General features: G+C 35.7%; 25 protein-coding genes and 3 pseudogenes. 16 read left to right on the top strand and 12 right to left on the bottom strand.

Going from position 1 to position 24,896, the window contains the following annotated elements; translation table 11 throughout:
- Positions 1 to 7 precede the first annotated feature (7 nt).
- Positions 8 to 136 carry a hypothetical protein gene (locus J2T59_RS07615; protein ID WP_259135339.1) on the bottom strand — a complete coding sequence of 43 codons (129 nt, stop codon included), beginning with the start codon at positions 134 to 136 and terminating at the stop codon, positions 8 to 10.
- 50 nt (positions 137 to 186) lie between these two features.
- Here J2T59_RS07615 and J2T59_RS07610 point away from each other — a divergent pair, with 50 nt between their 5' ends.
- The 7 genes and pseudogenes from J2T59_RS07610 to J2T59_RS07580 all read left to right on the top strand — a co-directional run bounded on the left by J2T59_RS07610 (position 187) and on the right by J2T59_RS07580 (position 4,676).
- The gene (locus J2T59_RS07610) at positions 187 to 813 is read left to right on the top strand and encodes a MarC family protein (RefSeq protein ID WP_259135338.1); all 627 of its coding nucleotides are present in this window, start codon (positions 187 to 189) and stop codon (positions 811 to 813) included.
- Positions 814 to 1,285: 472 nt separating this feature from the next.
- Positions 1,286 to 2,287 carry a hypothetical protein gene (locus J2T59_RS07605; protein WP_259135337.1) on the top strand — a complete coding sequence of 334 codons (1,002 nt, stop codon included), beginning with the start codon at positions 1,286 to 1,288 and terminating at the stop codon, positions 2,285 to 2,287.
- Positions 2,288 to 2,910: 623 nt separating this feature from the next.
- Positions 2,911 to 3,414, top strand: a pseudogene (locus J2T59_RS07600) (threonyl-tRNA synthetase editing domain-containing protein).
- A gap of 147 nt (positions 3,415 to 3,561) precedes the next feature.
- Positions 3,562 to 3,699, top strand: coding sequence for a hypothetical protein (locus J2T59_RS07595; RefSeq protein ID WP_259135335.1), 138 nt, complete (start codon positions 3,562 to 3,564; stop codon positions 3,697 to 3,699).
- Positions 3,696 to 4,028, top strand: a complete 333-nt coding sequence (locus tag J2T59_RS07590; RefSeq protein ID WP_259135334.1) for a CGGC domain-containing protein — start codon at positions 3,696 to 3,698, stop codon at positions 4,026 to 4,028. The genes J2T59_RS07595 and J2T59_RS07590 overlap by 4 nt, the downstream gene beginning before the upstream one ends.
- A 212-nt stretch (positions 4,029 to 4,240) precedes the next feature.
- Positions 4,241 to 4,372, top strand: coding sequence for a YgjP-like metallopeptidase domain-containing protein (locus J2T59_RS07585; RefSeq protein WP_259135333.1), 132 nt, complete (start codon positions 4,241 to 4,243; stop codon positions 4,370 to 4,372).
- Between the two features lie 106 nt (positions 4,373 to 4,478).
- Positions 4,479 to 4,676, top strand: a complete 198-nt coding sequence (locus J2T59_RS07580) for a hypothetical protein (RefSeq protein ID WP_259135332.1) — start codon at positions 4,479 to 4,481, stop codon at positions 4,674 to 4,676.
- Positions 4,677 to 5,154: 478 nt separating this feature from the next.
- Here the strand turns inward: J2T59_RS07580 and J2T59_RS07575 are convergent.
- Positions 5,155 to 5,823 (bottom strand): annotated as a pseudogene (locus J2T59_RS07575) (IS5 family transposase); the annotation flags it as partial.
- A gap of 95 nt (positions 5,824 to 5,918) precedes the next feature.
- Positions 5,919 to 6,290, bottom strand: a complete 372-nt coding sequence (locus J2T59_RS07570; protein WP_259135331.1) for a CRISPR-associated protein Cas1 — start codon at positions 6,288 to 6,290, stop codon at positions 5,919 to 5,921.
- Positions 6,291 to 6,503: 213 nt separating this feature from the next.
- Between J2T59_RS07570 and J2T59_RS07565 the strand changes: the two genes are divergently transcribed.
- From J2T59_RS07565 to J2T59_RS07555, 3 genes are read left to right on the top strand one after another with little or no spacing between them, the layout of a single operon-like run.
- On the top strand, positions 6,504 to 8,546 hold the full coding sequence (locus tag J2T59_RS07565) for a type I restriction-modification system subunit M (RefSeq protein ID WP_259135330.1): 2,043 nt from the start codon (positions 6,504 to 6,506) through the stop codon (positions 8,544 to 8,546).
- Complete coding sequence (locus J2T59_RS07560) at positions 8,543 to 9,907, top strand: restriction endonuclease subunit S (RefSeq protein WP_259135329.1); 1,365 nt, start codon at positions 8,543 to 8,545, stop codon at positions 9,905 to 9,907. The genes J2T59_RS07565 and J2T59_RS07560 overlap by 4 nt, the downstream gene beginning before the upstream one ends.
- A complete protein-coding gene (locus J2T59_RS07555; protein WP_259135328.1) occupies positions 9,900 to 12,890 on the top strand; it encodes a type I restriction endonuclease subunit R in 2,991 nt (996 codons plus the stop codon). The genes J2T59_RS07560 and J2T59_RS07555 overlap by 8 nt, the downstream gene beginning before the upstream one ends.
- Before the next feature lie 545 nt (positions 12,891 to 13,435).
- On the opposite strand, the pseudogene J2T59_RS07550 reads toward J2T59_RS07555, so the two are convergent.
- From J2T59_RS07550 to J2T59_RS10270, 7 genes and pseudogenes are all read right to left on the bottom strand, one after another.
- Positions 13,436 to 13,780 (bottom strand): annotated as a pseudogene (locus tag J2T59_RS07550) (IS1634 family transposase); the annotation flags it as partial.
- Positions 13,781 to 14,167: 387 nt separating this feature from the next.
- Positions 14,168 to 14,377 (bottom strand): hypothetical protein, encoded by a 210-nt coding sequence (locus tag J2T59_RS07545; protein ID WP_259135327.1) that lies wholly within the window; start codon positions 14,375 to 14,377, stop codon positions 14,168 to 14,170.
- Between the two features lie 71 nt (positions 14,378 to 14,448).
- Positions 14,449 to 15,711 (bottom strand): McrC family protein, encoded by a 1,263-nt coding sequence (locus J2T59_RS07540; protein ID WP_259135326.1) that lies wholly within the window; start codon positions 15,709 to 15,711, stop codon positions 14,449 to 14,451.
- The gene (locus J2T59_RS07535; RefSeq protein WP_259135325.1) at positions 15,704 to 17,395 is read right to left on the bottom strand and encodes an McrB family protein; all 1,692 of its coding nucleotides are present in this window, start codon (positions 17,393 to 17,395) and stop codon (positions 15,704 to 15,706) included. Before J2T59_RS07535 ends, J2T59_RS07540 begins: the two co-directional genes overlap by 8 nt.
- Before the next feature lie 78 nt (positions 17,396 to 17,473).
- Complete coding sequence (locus J2T59_RS07530) at positions 17,474 to 18,736, bottom strand: EVE domain-containing protein (RefSeq protein WP_259135324.1); 1,263 nt, start codon at positions 18,734 to 18,736, stop codon at positions 17,474 to 17,476.
- Positions 18,737 to 19,215: 479 nt separating this feature from the next.
- Positions 19,216 to 20,010, bottom strand: coding sequence for a metal-dependent hydrolase (locus J2T59_RS07525; RefSeq protein ID WP_259135323.1), 795 nt, complete (start codon positions 20,008 to 20,010; stop codon positions 19,216 to 19,218).
- A gap of 298 nt (positions 20,011 to 20,308) precedes the next feature.
- Complete coding sequence (locus tag J2T59_RS10270) at positions 20,309 to 20,458, bottom strand: hypothetical protein (RefSeq protein WP_259135322.1); 150 nt, start codon at positions 20,456 to 20,458, stop codon at positions 20,309 to 20,311.
- 209 nt (positions 20,459 to 20,667) lie between these two features.
- On the opposite strand from J2T59_RS10270, the gene J2T59_RS07515 reads away from it, so the two are divergent.
- On the top strand, positions 20,668 to 21,570 hold the full coding sequence (locus tag J2T59_RS07515; protein ID WP_259135321.1) for a helix-hairpin-helix domain-containing protein: 903 nt from the start codon (positions 20,668 to 20,670) through the stop codon (positions 21,568 to 21,570).
- Positions 21,571 to 21,735: 165 nt separating this feature from the next.
- On the opposite strand, the gene J2T59_RS07510 is transcribed toward J2T59_RS07515, so the two are convergent.
- On the bottom strand, positions 21,736 to 22,086 hold the full coding sequence (locus tag J2T59_RS07510; RefSeq protein WP_259135320.1) for a hypothetical protein: 351 nt from the start codon (positions 22,084 to 22,086) through the stop codon (positions 21,736 to 21,738).
- A gap of 79 nt (positions 22,087 to 22,165) precedes the next feature.
- On the bottom strand, positions 22,166 to 22,789 hold the full coding sequence (locus tag J2T59_RS07505) for a hypothetical protein (protein ID WP_259135319.1): 624 nt from the start codon (positions 22,787 to 22,789) through the stop codon (positions 22,166 to 22,168).
- A 103-nt stretch (positions 22,790 to 22,892) separates the two neighbouring features.
- Between J2T59_RS07505 and J2T59_RS07500 the strand changes: the two genes are divergently transcribed.
- From J2T59_RS07500 to bet, 5 genes are all read left to right on the top strand, one after another.
- Entirely contained in the window at positions 22,893 to 23,015 is a 123-nt protein-coding gene (locus J2T59_RS07500; protein WP_259135318.1) for an AbrB/MazE/SpoVT family DNA-binding domain-containing protein, read from the top strand.
- 1 nt (position 23,016) lies between these two features.
- A complete protein-coding gene (locus tag J2T59_RS07495; RefSeq protein WP_259135317.1) occupies positions 23,017 to 23,271 on the top strand; it encodes a hypothetical protein in 255 nt (84 codons plus the stop codon).
- 187 nt (positions 23,272 to 23,458) lie between these two features.
- The gene (locus J2T59_RS07490) at positions 23,459 to 23,806 is read left to right on the top strand and encodes a hypothetical protein (RefSeq protein WP_259135316.1); all 348 of its coding nucleotides are present in this window, start codon (positions 23,459 to 23,461) and stop codon (positions 23,804 to 23,806) included.
- Positions 23,803 to 24,120: a hypothetical protein gene (locus J2T59_RS07485; protein WP_259135315.1), complete on the top strand. Its 318-nt coding sequence runs from the start codon at positions 23,803 to 23,805 to the stop codon at positions 24,118 to 24,120. The genes J2T59_RS07490 and J2T59_RS07485 overlap by 4 nt, the downstream gene beginning before the upstream one ends.
- A 19-nt stretch (positions 24,121 to 24,139) precedes the next feature.
- Positions 24,140 to 24,895 (top strand): phage recombination protein Bet, encoded by a 756-nt coding sequence (gene bet / locus J2T59_RS07480; protein ID WP_259135314.1) that lies wholly within the window; start codon positions 24,140 to 24,142, stop codon positions 24,893 to 24,895.
- Position 24,896 lies beyond the last annotated feature (1 nt).

Genomic DNA, 24,896 nt, shown 5'->3' with positions numbered 1-24,896 from the left:
TGGTATACTATTTATTCTCGAAATGTTCAATTGAAAGGTTATTTTCAGCTGAAGTGTCATAGAAAACAAATTCTTCTGTAGAAAGGTACAGTTGTGTTTTCAATCTGAAAAGATGGACTTTGCCAGCCTGACCCATGAAACAAATAAGTGATACTTTAATAGTAATAAAGAAAATAGGAATATTCTATGGACCCAATTGCATTCTTCATATTTTCTTTTGTTTCACTGTTTGTAATTGTCAGTCCAATCGGAGCTGTTGTGATTTTCATATCTCTTACCAATGATATGACAGTTTCACAGAAAAACAGGATAGCTAAGCAGGCAGTCATACTTGCTTTTTTTATTGCAACCTTCTTTGTCATATCAGGTGAGACCATACTGAATCTGTTTGGAATCAGTGTCGACTCACTAAGGGTTGCAGGTGGAATACTCCTTTTCACCATTGCTTTTGATATGATACAGGCAAAAATCTCAAGAGAGAGCGTCACCGAAAAAGAGGTTGATGTTGCTCACACTCGTGAAGATATATGGATATTTCCCATTGCAATGCCTATGCTGGTAGGGCCTGGCACAATTACAACTGTCATTGTACTGTCAGGAGATACCGACGTATTTTACAGGATTCTGTTGTTTCTTGCCATTGCTCTTACATTTGCAATTGCCTTGCTTACATTACTATTTTCCAGAAGAATTCACCGTTGGATCGGATATACGGGTATGGCAGTAATAATTAGAATGTTGGGACTGTTTCTGGCTGCTATTGCAGTTGATATGATATCAACCGGAATATGGAATATCTATTCAGCAATGTGATTATCTCTATAGTATTTTTTAGCTAAAATATATTAGAGAAATTGATTAACTTGTTAGCAGTCCTGATTATAACCTTTTTTGGCCTTAGATTAGAGTATCCGCATTCATAGATTTCCATCATTTCTGACTAAGGCAAATGTTGAACCTCTATACATTTCATTACTGATTATTATTTTTATCCCCTCAATAAAATGTTTGAGTTAACTACTCCTCCCTTACGGAAATGGGACTCCTGCTTTTTTAGTTGAATTAGGTTTTCAGACATTCCATATTGTCCCATGAACTTCACACCCTGAAGTTACCCTCAAAGCATGTCATAGTAAGATTAACTCAAATGCAAGAAGTAGAGCACTCCACAATTCATGTTACTGTATCTCATGACACCACATATTACTAAGTTTGTATAAATAATTATAATAAATATTTATTTAATATCGTAGTTCATCTCAAGCTTAGGAGATAGGATGATTTTATGATAGGTATATTTGAGATTATTTCGGTGATTCTGGGCCTTATTTTTATTGTACTGTCAGTAATGATATGGAAAAAAAAGAATTATAGGACTTTTAAGAAATCTATACTGAATCTTATACTGATAATAGTTATTCTTGCTCTTGTTTATGGCTCATTTGCTTTAATCTTGATTACATATGACCATGCATCATATTATTCAACCAGTGGACTAAACCTGGGTGATATTGACTATGATCAGATTCTTCTAAGAGCAGAGAATGCAGGTTACCAGGTTGAAGGTCCCTATTTTGTAAATGTGAAGGTTCGGGATGCAACAGGATTGTATTCTCCTGAGATTTTGGAAGCTAAAGAACAATTTGGCGATGAATATCTTCTAAATTACGTTACATATTATTATACCAATGATTCAATTATGGAAATAAGGTTTTTTGATGAATCTAAAACCTCCGTGATGTTTTTTAATTATAGTCGTCCAGACCCTTATTTTTCCCCATTTAGGGAAGAGCATCTGCCAAATAACAGCTGGATTGTTGATAGATTTAAGTACATCTATGAAATTGATAGTCAGACCGCTGAAAATCATTTAGGAAATCTAAAAGATAATATTCAGAAAGATAATGAGCCAAAGATAAACATAAATATGCCTGTATATCCCCAGTCAATATATGATGATCTAAGCGAGAGAAGCACTGAATCAGCTATTTCTCTAACACACGGCGAAGGATTTGCAACACAATCCTTTTACTTAAATGATGAAATCATAGGTAAAATGAACTTTATAGTTCCCAATAACGAGATCAATCACGTGGTTAATGGTGCTAGATACACTGTTAAGCTGGATCAACTGGGTGGCATGGATCTTAGGATAAGAGCTAGTAAAGGAGAAATAATTTCAGAAGAGGAATATCGTGAAGTTTTCAGAGAAATGCTCACTAACATGGGTTTACCTTCGAAATCAGTAGATGAGTTTGAATTTGATTATTCTCCCTCAATGTGGTAAACGTATCTGTACGACAGTTCTGTAGTAAATCAAAACTAAAAAATAACCATAAAGACAAGGTTCACAGCATTCAACTACAATTAATGGCATGAACCTTTTTTTTTGTAATTGAATGCTGTAAACTGAATGCCTTCTTACCCCTACCCAATCTGCTCATTTAGAGAATTGTGGTACATTCCACTATTCTCATACTATTTTTATATATTAAAATGTATAAACAAGTTTTGAAAGATTGTTACGTAAGTGATGTACCATAAAAGTAAAAAATATAATTAGCTGGACTGAAAAAAGATTAGAGGAAAAGGTAAATGACTTTCTAGCAAATAAGTCTCTTACGGTAATTGACATCAAGTTTTCAGCAACACTTCTCTATCATAGTTTTTGATAATATATAAGGAACTCTAATCTAACAAAATATTACTGAGTTTCATTTCAAAGCAACCGAGTAATCTATTTTCAAACCCAAAAATTCAAGCTAACTCCTAAAGGTGTTAAGCTTTATTTCAGCACTGGTTTTGGTATTTTTTACAGTTGTAGGTGCAGGTATAATTGTTCTAGTTGTGTTTGATATATCTCCACAATCACCATCACCAAATGTGATCATCAAAACAACAATTGAAACAATGGCATCTGGCGATATTATTCGAGTCCAGAATCTGGGTGGATATCTGATAAACCTTAACAGCAATGATGTTAAGGTTATAGTGAATGGTGTTGAATCTTTTGATTACCCCTCAAATACTCTGTTTTCTGTTGGTGCTTCCAGCAAGACAATTGAAAGCGTGGAAGATGTCGAAATCGAAGAAAGGATAGAGAATACTGCCGTTGTTTTCATTCATGCTGAGTCTCAGGATGAAGAGAGACAAAACAAAATCGTTAAAAGTCCAGTGGGAAACATCAAATGGTATCTCAATAAAGTGACCAAGGAAAAAATTGTACTACATTCCTTTGCTCATCTGTCTTCCAGCAAATCATCACCTGAATTCGCAATGGAAGTCATCGCATCGATTTAGGAAAAACTGAGAAGTAAAGGAATAAAAGTGTATACCGTGCCCTTTGTATACCTATACCAATTCTCTATCCATTTTAAGGGTGAATCCCTTGCAAAGGTTTTCGTTGAAATATGAAACAGCTAGACATGACGGGTATTTCAGTTTTACGATTAACGGAGTGTAGGGGTAGAGAAAGCCCACTACTTTAGTGGTGGGGTGAATCGTACCCCACCTATTAGTTAACCATAAATTATATATTTGTCAGAAATATAATACATTATTATGGCAACCCAACGATGGAAACATAGCAATACAACAGTGTATAATATTGGTTTTCACCTAATATGGTGTCCTAAATATAGACTTAATGTTTTACTTGAAGAAAATATATTTGGAGATAGAAAAGAGGCGGAATCATGAAAGTAGGATTGATAAGATGTATGCAAACAGAGGACATATGTCCTGCGACAACGGATTTTAAAGTAATGAAGGAGAAAAAACTTGCATTTGAGGGTGTCGAGGATGAGATTGAAGTGATCGGTGTTATTTCATGTGGTGGTTGTCCTGGTAAAAAAGCAATTCAGCGGGCTGCTGAAATGGTTAGACGAGGGGCGGACATAATAGTTCTTGCTTCATGTATAACGCGAGGAAATCCTACTGGTTTTGCATGCCCTCATTCAGAACAGATGATAACAGCGATTAAAAAGAACAACGGTGATTCAATACGATTAATCGATTATACCCATTAAGGGTTATTTAGAAACCTCTTGAGCTTAAATAGAAGTGCGGCTCTAATTACTTCATTAGGGAAGTGTGCAAAAGCGGATGTTCAGGTATGAAATCATCAAAGCATCACAATGTGAAAATCTTAGAGTAGAGTTTTGATATTTTAAGTTACCATTCGTCCCTGAACCCTCAAAAAGTCACCTCACTGCCTGGAATATATCCTTGTCCATGAAAAATGGTGCATTTACTCGAGAGAAAGCACAATGACCATTTCAGGGATCTGATGGATAGATACATGCCTCATTGGAGATTGTACAGGGATGAATTGAATAACATGCCACTGGCCCATGAGAACTGGGTTTATTGAAATCCATTTGTGCATTTAGAATTTAATACATAATATCATATTTCACCACCTATACCTGTAGATAATTCTAATAGGCTAACATTATTTCAGCCGGATTTATGCATTCATGAAACGGAGCGCATTACCCATTGAAGTAGGTTTTGAGTTAGCTGGAGGAGCTGTGAGAGGACTTAATGGCAAACAGGTATTTGGCTATGTTTTTAATAGAATCGTCTCTACGGACCTCTCAGCGGCTCATATGGTCTTAAAAAACCTGCGCAATAGGTCGTATCGGCGTCTTAATTCAACTAACGCTTTTAGGTAGAGAGCCTTGTGGTAATGTGTCTACCAATGATCGAATGTGCATATATCGCGTACTGACCCCATGTGTAGTTTGATGGAGTTTTTAAAAAATTTTTAACATAGTGCACCCTAGAGATTTTGCGCATATCTACTAAACAGTAACTTCCACAATAAAAAAGTTCAAATATTTTTGAGGGGGTGAGCTGCCCTTGCAATCATTGAGTTATCCAGGTCTACTATTGATTATTACAGCCAATAATATGCTTTTTATAGACATCAAAACATTGCAGGTCAGACGGTAAATAAAATCCCTTGCTTAAAGTAGAGTTAGCAATTACACAAACAGGCTTCTAAAACACAGACAGTTCCAAAACATAAAGTTATTATCTAGGAGGTCCAATAGTCATGTATCAACGAAATATGGGCTCTGAACTGAAAAATAGATAAGCCTCGGGCGGGGTGCGGTAAAACATTACCAAGCCTGTGCTTTTAGTTACAGTTTAGCTTAATACTATATATAGTTTGTTTCTGATTTTATATAAATACTTTTGGTAAACATCAGTTAAATAATTTGGAATTTTGGGATCTGTAGAAATCCTTATGTAAATAATAATTGTAAATGAGCGATACCTTTAGATGTTATGTATTAACATCTTACATTTCACTTCCTTTACCTGGTTTCTGTACTTTCTTGACTTAATTTCTTCACCATATTTTCTTTTCAGAACTGAGAACATTGTTTCTACTAGGTTTCTCGAATGGTAGAGTTTCTCATCAAACTCTTCAACCATTTTCCTACGGTATTTGCCATTTATTTTCTTTCTTTTCCTCTGTCTTACAGGGATAAGAGGACTTGAATTCATGTTCTCTCGTATGAGAACATGAATTTGTTCAGAGTCATACCCTTTATCCAGGACATAGTATTCTGAATGACGAAGTCTATGACATTGCTTCAGCAATGTTTGTGCGTGTTTTGTATCGTGTACAGGTTTACTTGAGATCTTAAATCCAGTAACAATAAATTTTTCAACATCAATTGCTATACTTGTTTTTAGATATGATCTCCTTTTCTTTCCAGTCCTCATTGAATAATAGTAACTGCAATGTCCACCTGTAAATCCACTTGAATCAATAGCAGTAAGATATATTCTTTCACCATGGTAATAAAAGTGTATCCGGAGTTTTGAAATAGGCTCACCATCTAATTTATTTTATCACTACTGCTTTTCTAATCCAATAGAATCTTAGACATAAGATTAAATTATCATGCTTCACCCTTCAAAGTTTCCCACATTTCAAATCTTTCTTTAACATGAGTGTTCAGTTTAAAGGGTTTACCTGACTTAACATTCTGTTTCATATAATGTAGTGTACCTTTAGAGAATCCCATTTCTTTCCATTCAGAGTAAGACAAATCAATTATTTTTTGTCTAAGTGCATCTGAATCAGCTCTTTCAATTTTATACAACGGTTTGTTAAAATCTATGTTATCCTTCTTTCCTGTAAGGTAATGTGTAAGCTCTCTTGCTTTTAAAAATATAATGTAACTCCATGATTTATTGGTGTTCTTGTAACTTACCTTCCTGTTTAACATCATGTTGAATTCATTAGTTAGTTTTCTTGCAACGCTTACCAAATATTACCAGAGTATAGCTTACGAGCCTTTCATAGACTATCAAACATGGAAATTTACAGCAAAATAGTGACACAGCCGTAAAATACAATCAGAACATTGTCAATGTCTATCTGCAGTGCCAAATCTTTATCATGAAATTCAATTGGCCAAAAATAACAGATTAAAATCATCAAATATATAATAAACAAATGCATACTGAAAGGCAGTGATAATGTGAGCAATTTCCAGGAAAAAGCGAATTTCATTTGGAGTGTGGCAGACGAGGTTCTTAGGGACGACCTGAAGGCAGGGAAGTACAGGGACCTAATCTTACCCTTTACCGTAATCAGACGGATTGAATGTGTTCTTGAACCCACAAAGGAGGATGTACTTGAGAGAAATAAAATACTGGAAGGGAAGGTCAAGGACAAGTACAGTGCCCTGTGTGACGTAGCAGATTGTCGATTCTACAATACTTCTCAGTATGACCTGAAAAAACTGCTTGATGATCCGAAGAACATAAAGAAGAATTTCCTGGCATACATGGATTCATTTTCGGATAATGTCAAGGAGATCCTGTCCAAATTCAATATTGACAATTACATCGATTTCCTGGATGAAAACAATCTGCTATACATGCTTGTGGAGAAGTTTGGAAATGTGGACCTGCATCCTGATGCTGTCAGCAATATGGATATGGGATATATTTTCGAGGAATTGCTGAGGCGGTTCAATGAGAACATGAATGAGAATCCTGGAGAACATTTCACCCCTCGAGAAGTAATCACCATGATGGTTCATCTGCTATTCCATCAGGATATGGATATCATCGGTCATAATCATCCTGTACGGACCGTATATGATCCTGCATGTGGTACTGGAGGAATGCTGACCGTATCCAAGGATTATGTTCATGAGGAGATCAATCCCAATGTTGATATGCACCTGTACGGACAGGAGGTCAACCCCGAAACCTATGCGATTGCCAAGTCAGAACTGCTGCTCAAAGGTAATGGCAGGGATTCAGAGAATATTATGCTGGGATCAACGTTATCCAATGACCAGCACACCGATAGGACCTTCCACTACCAGCTTTCCAATCCTCCCTTCGGGAAGGACTGGAAGAAGGATAAGAAGATTGTGGAGGCTGAAGCGAACAAGGGATTCAGTGGTCGGTTCGGTGCGGGTCTGCCCAGGTCAAGTGACGGTCAGATGCTGTTTTTGATGCATATGATCTCCAGTATGCGTCCTCTTGAGGAAGGCGGAGGCAGAATGGGTATTGTCATGAATGGTTCGCCACTATTTACGGGAGATGCGGGTTCAGGAGAAAGTGAAATTCGACGCTGGATTCTGGAGAACGATATGTTGGAAGCGATCGTGGCATTACCTGACCAATTGTTCTACAATACGGGAATCAATACCTACGTCTGGATATGCACCAATCGTAAGAATGAAGGTAGGAAGGGTAAGGTCCAGCTGATCGACGGGACTTCATGTTATGTTAATATGAGGAAGAGTCTCGGGGATAAGAGACATGAGATTTCTCAGGAACAGATCGAGACCCTGACACGCCTCCATGCCAAGTTTGAGGAAAATGAGTATTCTCAGATATTTGATAATACTGCATTTGGTTATCGCAAGATCACAATTGAGCGACCCCTGCGCCTGAAGTGCCAGGTCACCGAGGAACGTATCAAGGAGTTGAAGGAGCAGAAGGCTTTCCAGAGTCTTGCCACAAGCAAAAAACGCAAGGATACTGCAGAGAAGGAGAGGGAAGAGGCTGCAGGCAGGAAGTTGCAGGACTTAATTATTGATGTGCTTGCAGGAATGAATCATGATAAGGTATACATGAGTCGTGATGAGTTTCTCAAAGACCTCGATGCAGCCCTGAAAAAGGCAAAAGTGCCGATAAAAGCACCTGTAAGAAAGGCTATACTGACTGTGATGTCCGAACAGGATGAGAATGCCGAGATATGCAGGGACAATAAAGGCAGGATTGAGGCCGATACTCAGTTGAGGGATTATGAAAATGTACCGCTGGATGAGGATATTCAGGAGTATTTCGAGAGGGAAGTGCAACCTTATGTTCCTGATGCCTGGATCAATGAATCCGTGACCGATGAGAAGGACGGAGAGATCGGTAAGGTCGGATACACGATCAATTTCAACCAGTATTTTTATGAGTACCAGCCACCACGTCCCCTGCAGGAGATCGAGGGCGATATCAACAAACTGGAAAACGATATCCTGCAGATTCTGGAAGTGATGAAGCAATGAGTTCATCCCAGGTCAAATATATGGATTCTTCGGGGATGAAACCATACCCCGAGTACAAGGATTCAAATGCTTATATTAAGCAACTAAAATATATCCCAAAACATTGGTCTCTGGTGAGAAATATAGGATTATTTGAAGAGCGCAATGTTAAAAATTATCCTCATTTACCACTATTATCAGTATCTCAAGCATATGGGGTCATCCTGCAAAAAGAGAATAAAAAACTTACTGAACGTAAGGACATATCATCAGATAATAAAGCAAATTATAAATTAGTAAAATCAGATGATTTAGTATATAATAAAATGAGAATGTGGCAGGGAGCTGTAGGTCAATCAAAATGGAATGGAATTGTAAGTCCAGCTTATGTAATATTGAAACCTATAATCCAGACAGATGCAAGGTATTTTTATTATTTATATAAGACACCACAGTACATATCCGAATTTGGACGTTTTTCATACGGTATTTGTGACGATATGAACAGTTTAAGGTATGATGATTTTAAAAACATCTTTTCTCTATATCCACCCCTCGAAGAACAGCACACCATAGCCTCCTTCCTCGATCGTGAAACATCCCGCATCGATGCCCTTGTGGAGAAGAAACAGCAATTCATCGAACTGCTGGAGGAAAGGCGTTCGGCACTGATCAGCCATGCGGTCACGAAGGGACTCAATCCAGATGTGCCAATGAAGGATTCGGGGATTGAGTGGATAGGGGAGATTCCCGAGCACTGGGATACCATTCGCATAAAACATGCTACTTATGTAAAAGGAAGGATTGGTTGGCATGGTTTAAGGTCAGATGAATTTATTGATGAGGGAGCTTTTTTGGTCACAGGTACCGATTTTGTCAACGGAAGAATTAATTGGGATTCTTGTTATCATATTAGTAAAAATCGATATGATCAAGACCCGTATATACAACTAAAAGAAAATGATTTGCTGATTACTAAAGATGGAACCATTGGGAAGGTTGCACTAGTCAAAGGATTAAAATCTGAAGCTACATTGAATAGTGGAATATTTGTAACAAGACCTCTATCAAACAATTATATCACTGATTTTATGTACTGGATATTAAATTCTGAAGTCTTTACTGCCTTTTTTGAATATATGTCCAATGGTACTACAATACAGCATTTGTATCAAAATGTTTTTAATGAATTTGCATTTCCAATTCCACCTCTCAAAGAACAACAGGCCATAGCAGATTACCTCGACAATGAAACATCACAGATTGACAACTTAATCGAAAAAACAGAACAATCCATTGAATACCTGAAGGAATATCGTACTGCACTCATATCCAGTGCCGTCACGGGGAAGATTGACGTCAGGGGGACTGTAAGTGACTGATCCAGCCGAAGAAAAGTTTGAAACCGATATAGTGGAATCGCTTGTAAGGGACCAGAAGTATATCCAGCGTGCAAATCAGGATTACAATAAGGAACTCTGTCTGGATGCTGATATGCTCTTTGATTTCATTCGCTCCACCCAGTCCGAGGAATGGCAGAAATTAAAGGACAGGCATGGCGATGACAGGGTTAAGGAGAAGTTCCTGAACAGGCTTACCAAGGTCCTCCAGAAACAGGGTACTCTGAATGTACTCAGGAAAGGGGTGAAGGATACGGGCTGTCATTTCGATCTGATATATTTCAAACCTGAAACTGCACTGAATGAAGCCCACCAGAAAAAGTACAGGAACAACAGGTTTTCCATTATCCGTCAACTTCAATACAGCAGGAAAAACCCGCATAAATCTATAGACCTGTGTTTGTTCATTAATGGGATTCCCATCATCACCTCCGAGCTCAAGAATCCCCTGAACGGACAGGATGTGGAAAATGCGATCAAACAGTATAGGACCAACAGGGATCCAGCAGAACCGCTGCTGCAGTTTGGCAGGTGTTTCGGTCACTTCGCAGTCGATCCGCATCTGGTGTACATGACAACAAAACTGCAGGATGAGTCTACAGTATTTTTGCCCTTCAACAGGGGATATCAGTATGGTGCAGGCAACCCACCCATGTATGACGATTATGACACATCCTATCTCTGGCAGGAAATCTGGAACAAGGATTTGTTGCTGGATATCATACAGAACTTCCTGCAGATAGTGGACAAGAAGGATGAAGAAGGCAACATATCCCGCCAGTTGATCTTCCCTCGCTATCACCAACTGGATGCAGTCAATCTGGTTGTGGAAAACACCAGAATCAATGGTGTCGGTCGAAAATATCTCATCCAGCACAGTGCAGGAAGCGGGAAAAGTAATTCCATAGCCTGGATGTGCAACAAACTTGCTGGATTACACGACGAAAATAATGAGAACATCTTCGATTCCATCATAGTGATAACCGACAGGCGGGTGCTTGATGAACAACTGCGAAACACCATCATGGCACATGAACAGGTCAGGGGAACAGTGGAAGCCATTGACAGGGACAAATCAAAAAGACTGGCCGAAGCCATCGAAGCAGGCAAGAAAATCATAATCGTAACCCTGCAGACATTTCCCTTTGCAATCGAACTGTTCCACAAAACACCTGGCAAACGGTTTGCCGTGGTAATCGATGAAGCCCATTCCTCCCAGACAGGCAATACCGCCAGGGATGTCAGAAAGGTGCTGGTAACCGAGGATACCGTGGAGTATGAGGACGAGCAGGTCAGGGATGTGGAAGACACAATCAATGAAAATATGGATAAGATCACCACCGATCTCAAACTCCAGCCCAAAAATATCAGTTTCTATGCCTTCACCGCCACTCCCAAGAACAAGACCATGGAAATGTTTGGGGAAGAGCAGGCAGATGGCACTTTCGAACCCTTCCACCTGTATTCGATGAAGCAGGCAATCGAGGAAGGCTTCATCATGGATGTACTGCAGAATTACACAACCTACACCACCTACTTTGAACTGATGAAAAGCATCGAGGACGATCCCAGGTACCAGAAGATGGCTGCCAAATCCCTCCTGAAAAACTATGTGGGCTCCAGTGAGTATGCTATCAGGCAGAAAACTGAACTCATGCTCAACCATTTTGCAACCAATACCATAAACAGGATCGATGGCAAAGCAAAGGCCATGCTGGTGACAGGTTCCAGAGCCAATGCAGTCCGATACGAACTGGAATTCAAGAAGCAGATTGCAGAAAAGGGATATCCCTTCGATGTACTGGTCGCATTCTCGGGAGTTGTGCAAGGGGAAGATGTCTACAAGAAATACACAGGCAAGGAATTCACCGAATCTGGAGAGAACGGTTTTCCCGACTCGCAGACTGCAGAGAAGTTCAATGAAGATGAATACAGGATAATGATCGTGGCCAACAAATTCCAGACGGGATTTGATCAACCCCTGCTGCACACCATGTACGTGGACAAGAAACTCGGTGGAGTGGATGCAGTACAGACACTGAGTCGATTGAACCGTATCCATCCCGATAAATCAGATACGATGGTACTGGACTTTGTCAACGAGGCAGAAAAGATCAAAGAACCTTTCGAAAGGTATCATGTAAAAACCAAGCTCATTGAAGCAACCGATCCCAACAAACTCTATGATTATGAAAGTCAACTGCGGGGCTTCGGTGTTTTTGATGATACAGATATCAATAACTTCGCTGCAGAATATTTCTCCTCCAAGGGAAAGCAGGCAAATCTCTATACAGCCCTGCACCAACCAATCAGGAGATGGGGGGAACTGGAAGAAGATGAGAGGCGGGATTTCAAGAAGAAAATGACCACCTTTGTACGCCAGTATGCCTTCCTCTCCCAGATTATATCTTTCTTTGATGATGATCTTGAAAAACTCTACCAGTTCTCCAGATTCCTTGTGAAAGAGTTGCATATAGAATATGACCGTCTGCCAAAAGAGGTCACCGACAAGGTAAAAATGAGTTCGTTCAGATTGCAGGAAACCAGCAAGGGACGAATATATCTGTCAGATGATGAAGGAAACCTGGAACCTGTACCCGAGCCAGGAGCAACCATAAAACCAGTGGATGAGATGACACCGCTTTCGGAGATCGTTAAAGAGATCAACGAGGCCAGCGGTGCAGAGATGCTGACAGACGAGGATAAGGTTGCTCAGGTACTGGGTAACATGCAATCCAATATGATCGCAAACCAGCGGATGCGTCAGGCTTCAGCATCTGAAGTGAACGAGAAGAAGGATGTCAAACTCATCTATAACGAGATTTTTGGAGAAGAATTGAACAAGTTGATTGATGTCAATTTTGAATTATTCTCCAAGATCAAGAACGAGGAAGAATTTGCCAAGATTATCAAGGAGAAGTTGTTCAACAACGTATATCAGGCAATTACTGAAGAGTACAGCTGAATTCTGTAAATCCCCTTTATTATAACTTGCCGCACATTATCCTTGTGGAATACAAAAGCCATGCCTGTGAATCTTCAGTTGATTTACCCTATCCAGCATTTTATCAAATTTTCTTTTCATCTGGTCGGCTTCTTTTCGGGAAGCAAGTCCATTATTTAATTGCCATTCTAAATCAAATGCGAATGCAGGTGCAACTGGAGAAATTGCTTTTTTAGTATTGTTATCAGTTAGTTGTACGGGGGACGTAGCTAAATTGTAATATAATCATAATTTTCATAGAAAGAAATTGAATTTTCTGTAACGTTATCATCATGGTATGGTTTGAATATTAAAAAAAAGTCGCTAAAAGAGGTATTCATTTCTCGACACACTTTCGGTCCAGCATTTAACATATTTAAGAAACAATCACTTAATTCCGGCCCACTTATACCCCAAGTTTGACAGTTTGAACTAATTTTGAATAAAATTTCTTCTAGTTAGTCTCAAATTTTCATTTTTTGTGTCAGATAAACCATTTGACAGTTCAAACAAATTTATCCAATTCACTATGATTTTAGCCACTTTGGGACTAAAATCAGAGTGTTTATTGTATCAAAATTGGCATAAATGTGATTTTTAGTCTGTTTTTTAGTTACATCTATGGTAACTGTCAAATTCAATAGACTGTTTTTGATGAATTTTGTTGACGTTGACTTGAGTTCTTTGAACTCATATCGCATCAACGATATGAACAATTGTGCAATAAAACCAATGATAACAGCACCATAAATGCTAGCATCCGACCATACTCTTAGTGGTTTGATTTCAATTTCATTTTTGAGAGAATTGATGATTTTTTCCACGGGATCTTTTTTGCGCTCGATTTGAAGAGCATCTTTTGCTATCAAATTCTTGCTTAATCCACTTATGAGCTTTGTTTATACTGAAATTATACTTGTTGCTATCTATTCCATTCTTCTCATGCTTTCCAAAAAAAGTAGAAAATCAAGTGATTCATAGAAGTAATCAACTGCTAAAATGGTTCCAATCGGAAATGATATATTTTCATTTGGCTTAATTGTGTTTGTTCTTAGTTTTTGGTGCATTTTTATCGAATAATACAAAGCCAAGAACACTTTTATTATTTATGACTGGCAAACTTAGGTTATATAGAAAACCTATACAGATCATCGACTGTAGATCGCAAATGATAATACATTTTGATTTACTGTAACTTTAACTGTTTGTTCGAATATAGAGGATTTCTACAGAGCCTAATTTTAGATTGATTCTATACCCTAACTGTTGTTTGTAGCTTGCAACCACACCAACCCTTCTACAAAGGGTCGAGTTTCAACAAAAAATGCAAAGGGAACAAAGTTTGGATCTCGCTCGAAAATAGGATCCTCTATCGGGGTTCTCGTTGTAATTCTATATATTTTATTCTTTAATTTGAGTTTTCTTATTCTGTGACCATAATTTGACATGTCTACTCTTGGCAAGTTCATTTAAATGGGTCTTCTAGAAATAATTCAAATATGAGCTTATTTCAGTATATTCAAACTTTTTGGTTAAATCGTCAATAACCTTCAAGCAAACCATCAAGTATATTTTTGACGTATATTTTTATTCTTTTAATAAACGAATCGAAATCTTCATTTTCTTCTTCAAATAAGGGTATTGTCCTAATACAAAGATTGATAGTATCGGACTCTGAATTTTCTAGATCCTTATAAACAGTATAGTTGACATTTTCAATATTCCCATTTTCGGGATACAATAAACAACATTTTTTCGAACTTTTAATTGCTAAAGAATATGCAATCATCTGATAGTAATCGGTATTTGAATCAGACACTTTATATTTAGCATCCAGAATTATAGGAAAGTTACCATTTTTATCCTCTATAATAATATCTGGTCTTGTTGTAAGTTTTCTTTCTTTAACAAGAGTGTTAAATGATAACTGTGAAGCAACTTCAAAATTATGAAATTCTTCATGAACGACTTCTTTTATCATCTCTGTCAAAAAGTCTTCATATACTTTAGGCATATTAACGATAAAATTAAAGCCCTTTGATTCTCCTTTTTGAACAGATCGAATAAAATGCTCTTCAAAAATTAGTTTGGAAAATTCAATTAATGGACTGTAGTGTTCACTTAATCTATTATAACAAATAGAATCACAATCCTTTTTAGATAAATAGGGATTAAAGCTAATCTCTTGTTTAAGATCTTTTTCCACACTTGATAATGAATAACGCAGTTTATCATTAAACCGAATTAATGGAATCAATAAATTAGTTCCTCTTAGTATGATCTGATTTTCAAGATTATCATAAGTAAGATCATGATATCTACAGTAAAATTTAGGCTTAAAAAAAAGATTTTGATTAATTTGCTCATTGAAGAGAAGTTTACCTTTCAAGAATTTCTCATTCTCTTCTTTTGTTACATATTTTTTTAAGAGACCACATTTTATAACATCTTCAATTTCATTATAAAATAGTTTGCCTATTATATCAAAAAAATTCCCGCCGTCTTTAATTTCAATTGTTTTTTGTGAATCAAAAATAAAATGTTTTTCAGACTTCAGGAAACTCAACATATAGAACAGATTTGCTTTAACTTTAGTCGAGAAATGTATTCTAACATTTTCTAGTTGGATAACGCCAGCATAAGATGTATTTTCAAGTCTAACGTCACCATCTTTGTTGTAAGTTATATTAAATGAATTAGGATTTTCTCTTAGGAAAAAAAGATTAAGATATTCCACATCATTGTCTGTGATTTTTCCAACAGTTTTTCCTTTATATTCTTCTAATATAACCATATCATCCATTATTAATCACTTCATCTAGAAACATGGTTAAATCTTCATAATCTTGAAAATCTTTGATACCTTCTTTTTGACTTAGCCAATAAGAATCATCCATTTTTTTGAAAAGGAGTTCATTAATGCGAGAATATTGGCCATAATAATATTCCTCAAGTAGTGGCAATATTTCATTTTTCCAAACCAGAATAAGATCGGCTTGATTAAAAACTTTAAATAAAAAGGAGTGACCTATTTGTTTATCTCGTCCTACTGAAGGATCACTTGAAATTCTATTATTAATAATTTCAAGCGCTGTAATCGAATTTTTTAGTCCTTCAATAACATCTTCACTGATTAATTCGGAATTATGATCTATATGATTTGTTATAACTTTTTCTAAATCTGGACTCATTTCAATAAACCCAAACCTACGCCTTAAAGCTACATCTATTAAGGCAATGCTCTTGTCAGCTGTATTCATAGTTCCAATTATGTAAAGATTTGGCGGAATTGCAAAATCTTCTTGACTATATGGTAATTTCGCAACCAGCTCATTTTCCATACCTAACCTCTTGTCAGCTTCAAGTAGTGTAACAAGTTCACCAAATATTTTAGATATATCACCTCGATTAATTTCATCTATAATTAAAACATATCTTGGTTTATCTTTCCACCATTTTTTTATTTCTTCTTGTTTTTCAAGATTAGAATTCAAGTCTGAAGTTATTTCTCTCATTTCAGTTCTATACTTTGCAATTAATTCTCCTAAAGAAATATTGAAATTCTCTACTCCGAGTGAATGTCCTAAAGCTTTCATAGCAATTTGTTTGAAGATACCATGCTTGAGTTTGTAATTCAATTGTTCTGTTGACTTGCCTGAAGGATCAATATCAATTGTTATTCCTTCTACAAACTCTTCATAGCTATATGATGGATGAAATGTAATGAACTCAATTCTGCCATCCTCTTTTAGTTCATTATATTGTTGGTCTATATCTTCTTGTTTCAAGTTATTTACCTGCCTTTTCCCACTAAAAATAATTTCAGTAGCTTTTCTTTTTGTATTGTATGTTTTCCCTGTCCCTGGTGGACCATAAAGTATGAGTTGTTTTTTTTTGAATAGTATATTGTTGTTTAAATCGGTTTTTCTTTTTATTGTAGAACTATCTTCATCCTTATGAACAATATCACCTAAATATGGAATATTTTCTTTATACTGATCTTTGTAAGCGTTATTAATCAGATTTGTTAGCTTTACAGGCACTTTTGTTAAGTATGAACCTTGGTTCAAGTTTAAAGCTTTATTATAAAATATGGCTTCTTCTCTCTGATTTAAAATTTCAAGTAACTCTTTTTTATTTTTTAAGCTCAAAATTTTTTCTTTAGGTATTGCTTTATTTTGTGCAGTTAAATCAATAAAATCTTTTAATTTAACATAATACCCATCAACATCACCCCACTCTGATTCTGGAGGACATTTAAAATTAGTATCAACTAGACCCGCAATTTTTGAAATGCCTGATATGTGTTTGTTATCTGTTAAATGAAGAACAATATCATTTACCTTAACCTCAAGCATACTGGAATATATATTAGCACCTCTCTTATCGTTTTGAGGTGACCACAAGGAATTCCCTAATTGTAGATTTTTTTCTTTAAGATCAGATCTTCCTTTTACAATTCTTTTTTCAAGCCAAACATTGGTCATATTAGTTCCCTATTATTAACAGAATAAGAATTAATTACATCATTATTGAAGACTACCTATTAAAGCTAAAAGAAATAATTAGTTGTCTTTTATTAACTGAATAGCAATTGATTTTGTTTTGTATGTTTTCCCTGTGCCAGGTGGTCCATAGTATATTATCTGTTTTTTCTTAAGTAAAAGATTATGATCATTACTAAGCTTGTCTTCTTTAACAGGCTGACTGTCATATTCAATTATGCCTTCATCAACATATTTGTAAATCTTATTAAAATCATGTTCATTTAGCTCATGTATTGTTTGAGACATTAGTACTTCTGGAAACTGTAGCAAGTATGGCTTCACGTTTTTAAAACTAACTTCAAATTTATCAGAAATCCATTTTAAACCAATTCTTTGACCAAATTGCCCCTCAAAACCATTATTCTCAGACTCGTCTTCGTAAAATTCTCTAATGACTTCTCCAATACCACCAATTTTATTATCATTTATATAAACTATGACTTTGTCACCAGCTTCAATTCTTTTTATCTGATTCAAATTTTTAGTAACTAATCCTGGAGCATGTATTCCTTTTTTATACCACATAGCAGCAATTGAATTTTCTTTACAATAATTCCAAAGTTTACCATCATTATAATCTTTTGGTACTATGAACAGCCAGTAATTAGTCACTTGATTTTGAGATTTTTTCCAGAAAAACTGATCGATAAAACCATAATCATCTTCCTCAGTCAATTGTTTTATCTTTTTCATTATGTCCCATGCATCTAAATATTTGTTATTATTCCAACCCAAATATTTAGTTAAATAATATTTTACAGGGCCTGCAACGATTGGACAAATTGTGGGATGGAGATAATATAGCCATGGTGAATAAATACCGTATTTTAACTGAGATATTTTATTATCTTCGAGATAAGAAATGGCATTTCTTATTTCTTCTTCAGATGATGTATTTACGACTCTTATTAAAAAATCATGAATGACAGCAAGTTCATTTTCATTAAGGCCTTTAATAGCTGCTTTACCTCTACCTGTAAACCCTGTTTCTCCAATCTCAATATATTTTTGGTAAAGCTTATTCGAAATTGATTCATCTAAGGCAATATTGTCAATATACTTTTTAACATTCTCTTTTTTAGATTCATGACCCAATATTTGGATTAATGCAGTCAAATCTTCGTTTTTAATTTTTTCTTTATCAGCCACTAATTTAATTATATCTCTAGCAAAATCACAGAATTGAAGCTGTTTTTTTCTTTGATTATAGCCACTAGAATCCTTAAAAGTATTAAAATATTCATTTACAAGGTTTTTAATAATTTCATCATTTTCTTCCATAAAACCACATAATTCTTTGTAAAAATTAGCTAACAATATTTAGTACACTTTAAGACAATCAGAAAATATCTATTTTGCATGACTTTTTTGAATAACCCCTAGAAAATCTTTAATAATTATAATCGTTTAATCTTTTATAAATAATTTTGCTGTTTTTTAAAATATCACTGAGTCTTAAACAGAACTTGAGAAAATGCTTACATTTTGTTATTAACTAAGGCTCTTTAGAGATCCCTATACTAGTAATAATTATAAGTCAGTTATACTTTAGATATTATTTATTAGCAGATTACATTTAAATTCATTTAGCTGATTTATATTAAGTTTGAACTAACATCAAAAATTTTACTGGCATTGTTATGAAGAAGACAGCATAGTATTATAAAGTGGCTCAAAATTAATATGAAAAGGTTTAGGTCAAAGCCTCCGAGGCTATAAGTCACGAGGTTAAAAGCCCTGAAATGTTTTTTATAATAAGATTATTTACTAAATTTTCTAGCCGTCTTTTTAGCCGCTTTTATCTTTTTAACATCTTGATACCAAAAGCCATAATCTGTTCTTGATGTGGCTATAATGAATATCCACACAAAAGTAACAGAGACTACAATAAGTGGATATAACGTTAATTGATTAAAAGCAATTATATCAAATAAGAAACCAAGAACCAAAAGGACTGTAATAATCCATAGTACCTGCTGATAAATAATTGTGCGAATATCTTTTTTTCCCTTTTCTTTTGGAAAAGTATAGATTTTGCCATTTATCAATTTCGTTCCAAATGGAAATTTCCAATTAATCCCTGTTACTGTACATGAGTCTTCTAACAAATGCAAAAATTGACCAAACAACAATCCTATGAATACAAATGAAACCATCAACATGTTTATCTTTTGATAAATAAGAAAGACAACTGCAGAAACGATGAGTGTTAGTATTAAAGAACTTATCAGTATTCCAATTGGTGAGTGCATTATCCCTCTGTGCCTATTATTTACTTCGTGTTCTAAATTTAATTCATAATTCAAGCTGAGGTTTTTAAATCCGATAATAACAGCTTTTTGCAAAGGAATCATTATGTCGTAAACAATTTTAAAATCATAATATAGTTTGGGTTTACCACCACAATCTGCATCTGGAGTTAAAGAACCAACTATTACTGAAATCAAAAAAGCAATATAATATAGCTGATATTCAACATTTCCAGAAAAAACTAAGGGGACTATGAATGGGATAACTGTTGCTACAGATATAGACAAATGTTCCCTTCCAAGCATAATTACTATATTGTTCTTAATGAGTAAAATAGTTTGTTTTTTTTCTAAATAGTTTTTCCAAGTGCAATATTTTTACTAAGTTTGCCAGTCACAATTAATAAAAGTGTTCTTAGCTTTGTATTATTCGATCCAAATGCAACAAAAACTAAGAAAAAATACAGTTACGCCAAATAAGAATATATCATTTCCGATTGAAACATCAAAGGAGCCTTGAACCAAGGAAGTTTGGATAAAACAGACATGAAAGAAAAGAAACATGGACTGAAGATAATCCAATCGGGAGGTTTCGCAGGTTCAGTTATGATGAGATCATAGCACGGGATAAAACGAGTCCGGATATATTCTGGCTAAAAGATGAAAGTCTTGCAGACCTTGAAAATCTACTCGATCCTGATATCCTAGCCAATGAGATAATTGAAGACTTGAAATCAGCAGTTGAAAGTTTCAAGCAAATAATGGAAGAAAACAATTGTGATGGTGAATCCAGTAATAATTAACTAATTTCTTAATAGATTCATCCATAGCATTTTTACTAGTATAGATAAACAAATCTAGAAAAACCAAGTTCAAGAATTTTTTACTTTATTTTTAACTCATAAATATTCTTAACAATGAGGTTATATACAATATAGTAGATATATGTTTAATTAAGAGCTAATGGGAATTGTCTTGATGTCTACAAGAGTACCAAACCTGATCTCAAGAAGAGATGCAAGTGTACCTGTTATTGCAGCACTGGTTTTGGTATTTTTTACAGTTGTAGGTGCAAGTATAATTGTTCTAGTTGTATTTGATATATCTCCACAATCACCAGCATCAAATGTGATCATCAAAACAACAGTTGATTCAACGGCATCTGGTGATATTATTAGAGTCCAGCATTTAGGTGGGGATTCTATAAACCTTGACGGCAATGATGTTAAGGTTATAGTGAATGGTGTTGAATCCTTTGATTATCCTTCAAATACTCTGTTTTCTGTTGGTGATTCCATATACCTATCATCAGTTACTACAAAAATCAAAATAAATATCAATAAAGCAACTAAAGAAGAAATGGCTAAATATTTAGATGCAATTGGGGATACCCTGGCTCAGAGGATTGTTGATAATAGAACTGACCATGGCCCATTTAAATCATTAGATGATATTACAAGAGTTTCCGGGATTGGTCCAGTTGCCTTGGAAGATTTAGAAGATCAAGGCTATGCAACTGTGGATGGACCGGCTAAGTATATAAGAATAAACATCAATACAGCAAATAAAGAAGAATTGGAATATATAGACCAGATAGGTGATGATAGATCCAATCAGATAATCGATTTAAGAAAAGATAAAACATTTACATCATTTAATGATTTAAGAGTTAGAGTATCCGGCATAGGTTCTGAAAACGTGAATATAATAATGGATCAAGGTTATGTAGTTTTTGATGGAACATCTATATTCAATACAGTTCCTGAAAATCAAATCTATGTTCAAAGACCTGAAGAAATAAATCTAAAACTCGTTGATGCCAACTCGAACCTGATAATTGCTAGAAGTACAATAAGATATCGATAAATGAAATATTTGTCAAGATATTGAAATTCAAGTGTGTTTAGTATTCGAAGTATCTGTTTCAGTAATCTATTTTTAGAGATAGAATATTCCACTTGCAACTAAATCTTGACATAACATACTCATTTTTCATCAAACAATTTTACAACTCAGATAACCTCTCCCTATTCATAACGCATTAACCTCATCCACGTAATAAAGGTGTTCTCTGTCAGGAGAATACATGTAAAGATTGATCATCAACTCTTCAATAATACCACAACACAAATCACTGCTAACATTAAAGTCTTCTCTTAATATCTTACATAACTGAAGTGTAGTGATCCCGTCATAAACATAGTGTTTCAGTTCATGAAAAATATCTCGCGAAAACTCATCCAGACCACATGACTTTGTAGTGATCGCCATGTCATTTACTTTGTAATGGGTTTTTCGTTCTCTACGTTCCTCGATAACTTCAACCGAGACATTGATGACATTATTTTGTCCACAACAACTGCATTTATATTTAACAAACATCTCTCTCGATCAAATGTATGCATTTATTGTTTATTATAATACAGTACCCGGGGTGAAAGTATTAACTGAGTGGTAGATCTTATTCGAATCGATGTATGATATGTTCGATCACTTCACCACCATCATCGTATTCGTCGAGTGGGTCAACTTCACCTGCCTGATGATATACATATCTAACTTTTGGCTTTTTGTTTGGTAACTTAACAGTTTTTGAGTCCTTCACAAGCTCTTTTTTTATATTATCAACTACTTGATCATCGTCCTTAATAGAAACATGTCTATAATCACACTCCTGTTCACGCTCAGCTTTGAGTTGTTTTTTTAGCAGTTCGATCATTTCGATATTATCATCATACTTTCCAGGTTCATTAAATGAATTTTCTCTATTTCTAATACCATGACGATCATCACTTATTTGTGTAGAATTAGGATTATGAGGTCTTCTCTGTTTCTCAACTAAAATTTGTGTTAGAACATCTTCAAGTACGTCTTTACCATCATCACTGTTCAGATATTGTTCAATATTTCCTTTTATCAAGTCCATATTCCCACCAGGCTGATAATCTTTAGCAAACCTCTCAATAGCAATTATAATAGCTTCAGTACCATTTCGTGCAGCACCGTTCTCAATTAAAAAATCAATGAGTTTTAGTGTTCTATCCGGTAGTCTATATGACCTTGATGGTGTTACTTTCTTGTCCATGATATACATATGTATATACATATTAAAAATATATAAATATTATGGGATACACATGTTGTATCACATGAATATACGGAAGATCACGCAGGATAGTAGAGGATGTATGATCATGAGAATCCCTGCTTTTATTCGTGACCATTTGGGTTTAAAAAATGGGGATGAAGTGAGTATAGAATTTGATGGTGAAGTGATCGTAGTGAGACCAATTTCAAAGAAGGGTAGATGAAATGTCAGACGTGGTGTATAATGAGATCACGGTGGAAGATGTTCAAAGGGGCCAGCCACAAGAGATCATTGATAGAGCTAAAGAAACATTGGTGAAACATAAAGATATATTGGAAGTATGGGAGAAATTTGGGAGTGATGAGAAAAAGGGATATGTTCGAGTTATCAGGATGTTGGCAGGTGAAGGACCCAATAAGAAGAAGAATAATAAGAAGAAGGGTGTGGGTGAAAAGTATCAGATGACATTAAATTGTTAGATTGATATGATTGTGGGTTTGGGGAGAGGTTTAAGTGATCAGTGCTTTTCGCACGATTCTATTTGCCGTTGTAGTATGGTTGTGTTAGGTTAGTGCACATATTATAAGGAACAATACCGGTTCAAGTCCGGTCAACGGTTTGGCCTATATTAGGTCTAAAAAAAATGAAAGGAAAGGAGTACAGGAAATGAACCGAAACAGTAGCAATGATTGTAGAGGTACTGAGATCGAGGTTATACTTGATATAGATAAGTTACCTAACCGAATTGGTACAATGTCACCATCAGGTAAGCTGGAATTAAGTGACCAGGATGTACGGACGATCTTAACATGGGCCGAGAAGAAGATCGATACTGAATATCCGATCACTGTAGTGATACGCGGTTTTTGTCCACATTTTCTTCTGGTAAGATTACAGCATTTGATCGAAATGTATTCTGTTACTGGAAGTGTTACCAGGTACGATTTTGTACCGTTCTCGGGACCTCGTATAATTGTGTTCGATCATTCACAGGACCATGAGGTATTGGTATGAAAAAGTGTGTTCAGAGACCTAACTTGTACCGAAATCTCACATCTCTTCCAGAATACCATCAAAGAACTATTATTGCTCTTGCTGAAGAGTTGAGAAAAAATGAATCTTATCTCAAGGATAGAGAGAAGGAGATACAACAACAAGCACAGTTATTCTCTCAAAGGGTGGTGATGAGGAACGAGGTTGCAAACGAGGTTGAAAGTATTCGAAAATCACTTGAGTTCTATATTGAGAACAGTACAGGGACCAGAGATACTGAGGTTATCAAGAAGGTCATTGAAGAGGCTAAGAATGGATGTATGACAGAACATTGATTGAAAAGGAGATAATAAGATGAACACTGAAAATATGACAACTGAACAGAGATTAGAAGTTGCTGAACTTGTGGAACAGGGATTTGAGAAAGAAGATGCAATTGCTCAGGTTCTTAGAAAAGATGATAATGAACACTATACCCCCGCCATCCAAGATCTTGCTGCCCAAAGCGAAAAATCAGGTGACGAGGGATATGCTAGAAATGATGTTCAAACTCAAATAATTACCGATAAGGAATGTAGAGTATACCAACTACAGCCCAAACCGATAAAATATTCTGAGGAACAGGTGAGTACCATCACGAACACAGTTGCACGAGGTGCTGATGATAATGAACTTGCAATGTTTCTCCATATTTGCAGGACATATGGGTTGGACCCGTTCTTAAAAGAGATATTCTATTCATCTGAACTCAAATGCATAATGACGTCAAGGGACGGGTACCTTAAGATCGCACAGCGTGACCCTGAGTTTAGAGGTATCAAGTCGGCAGTAGTGCATGAGAATGATCAGTTTACCATGAATGTAGCTGAGAATCAGGTACAACATTCATTTGGAGTTAAGGACCGTGGTGAGATCGTGGGTGCATGGGCCGTAGTTGAACGCGAAGGAAGAATACCTGTACTCCAATTCGCACCATTTAATGAATATAAAAAGAACAGTTCTACCTGGAAAACATATCCTTCTGCTATGATCAGTAAATGTGCGGAAGCTTTGGCACTGAAACGCCAGTTTGGTATTTCTGGTCTAATGACACAGGAAGAGGTGGTTTGAT

This window comes from Methanosalsum natronophilum (genome assembly GCF_024808815.1).
Lineage (GTDB): Archaea > Halobacteriota > Methanosarcinia > Methanosarcinales > Methanosarcinaceae > Methanosalsum > Methanosalsum natronophilum.
Note: the sequence above shows the minus strand (reverse complement) of the source record. Positions and strands in the feature narration are given on the sequence as shown.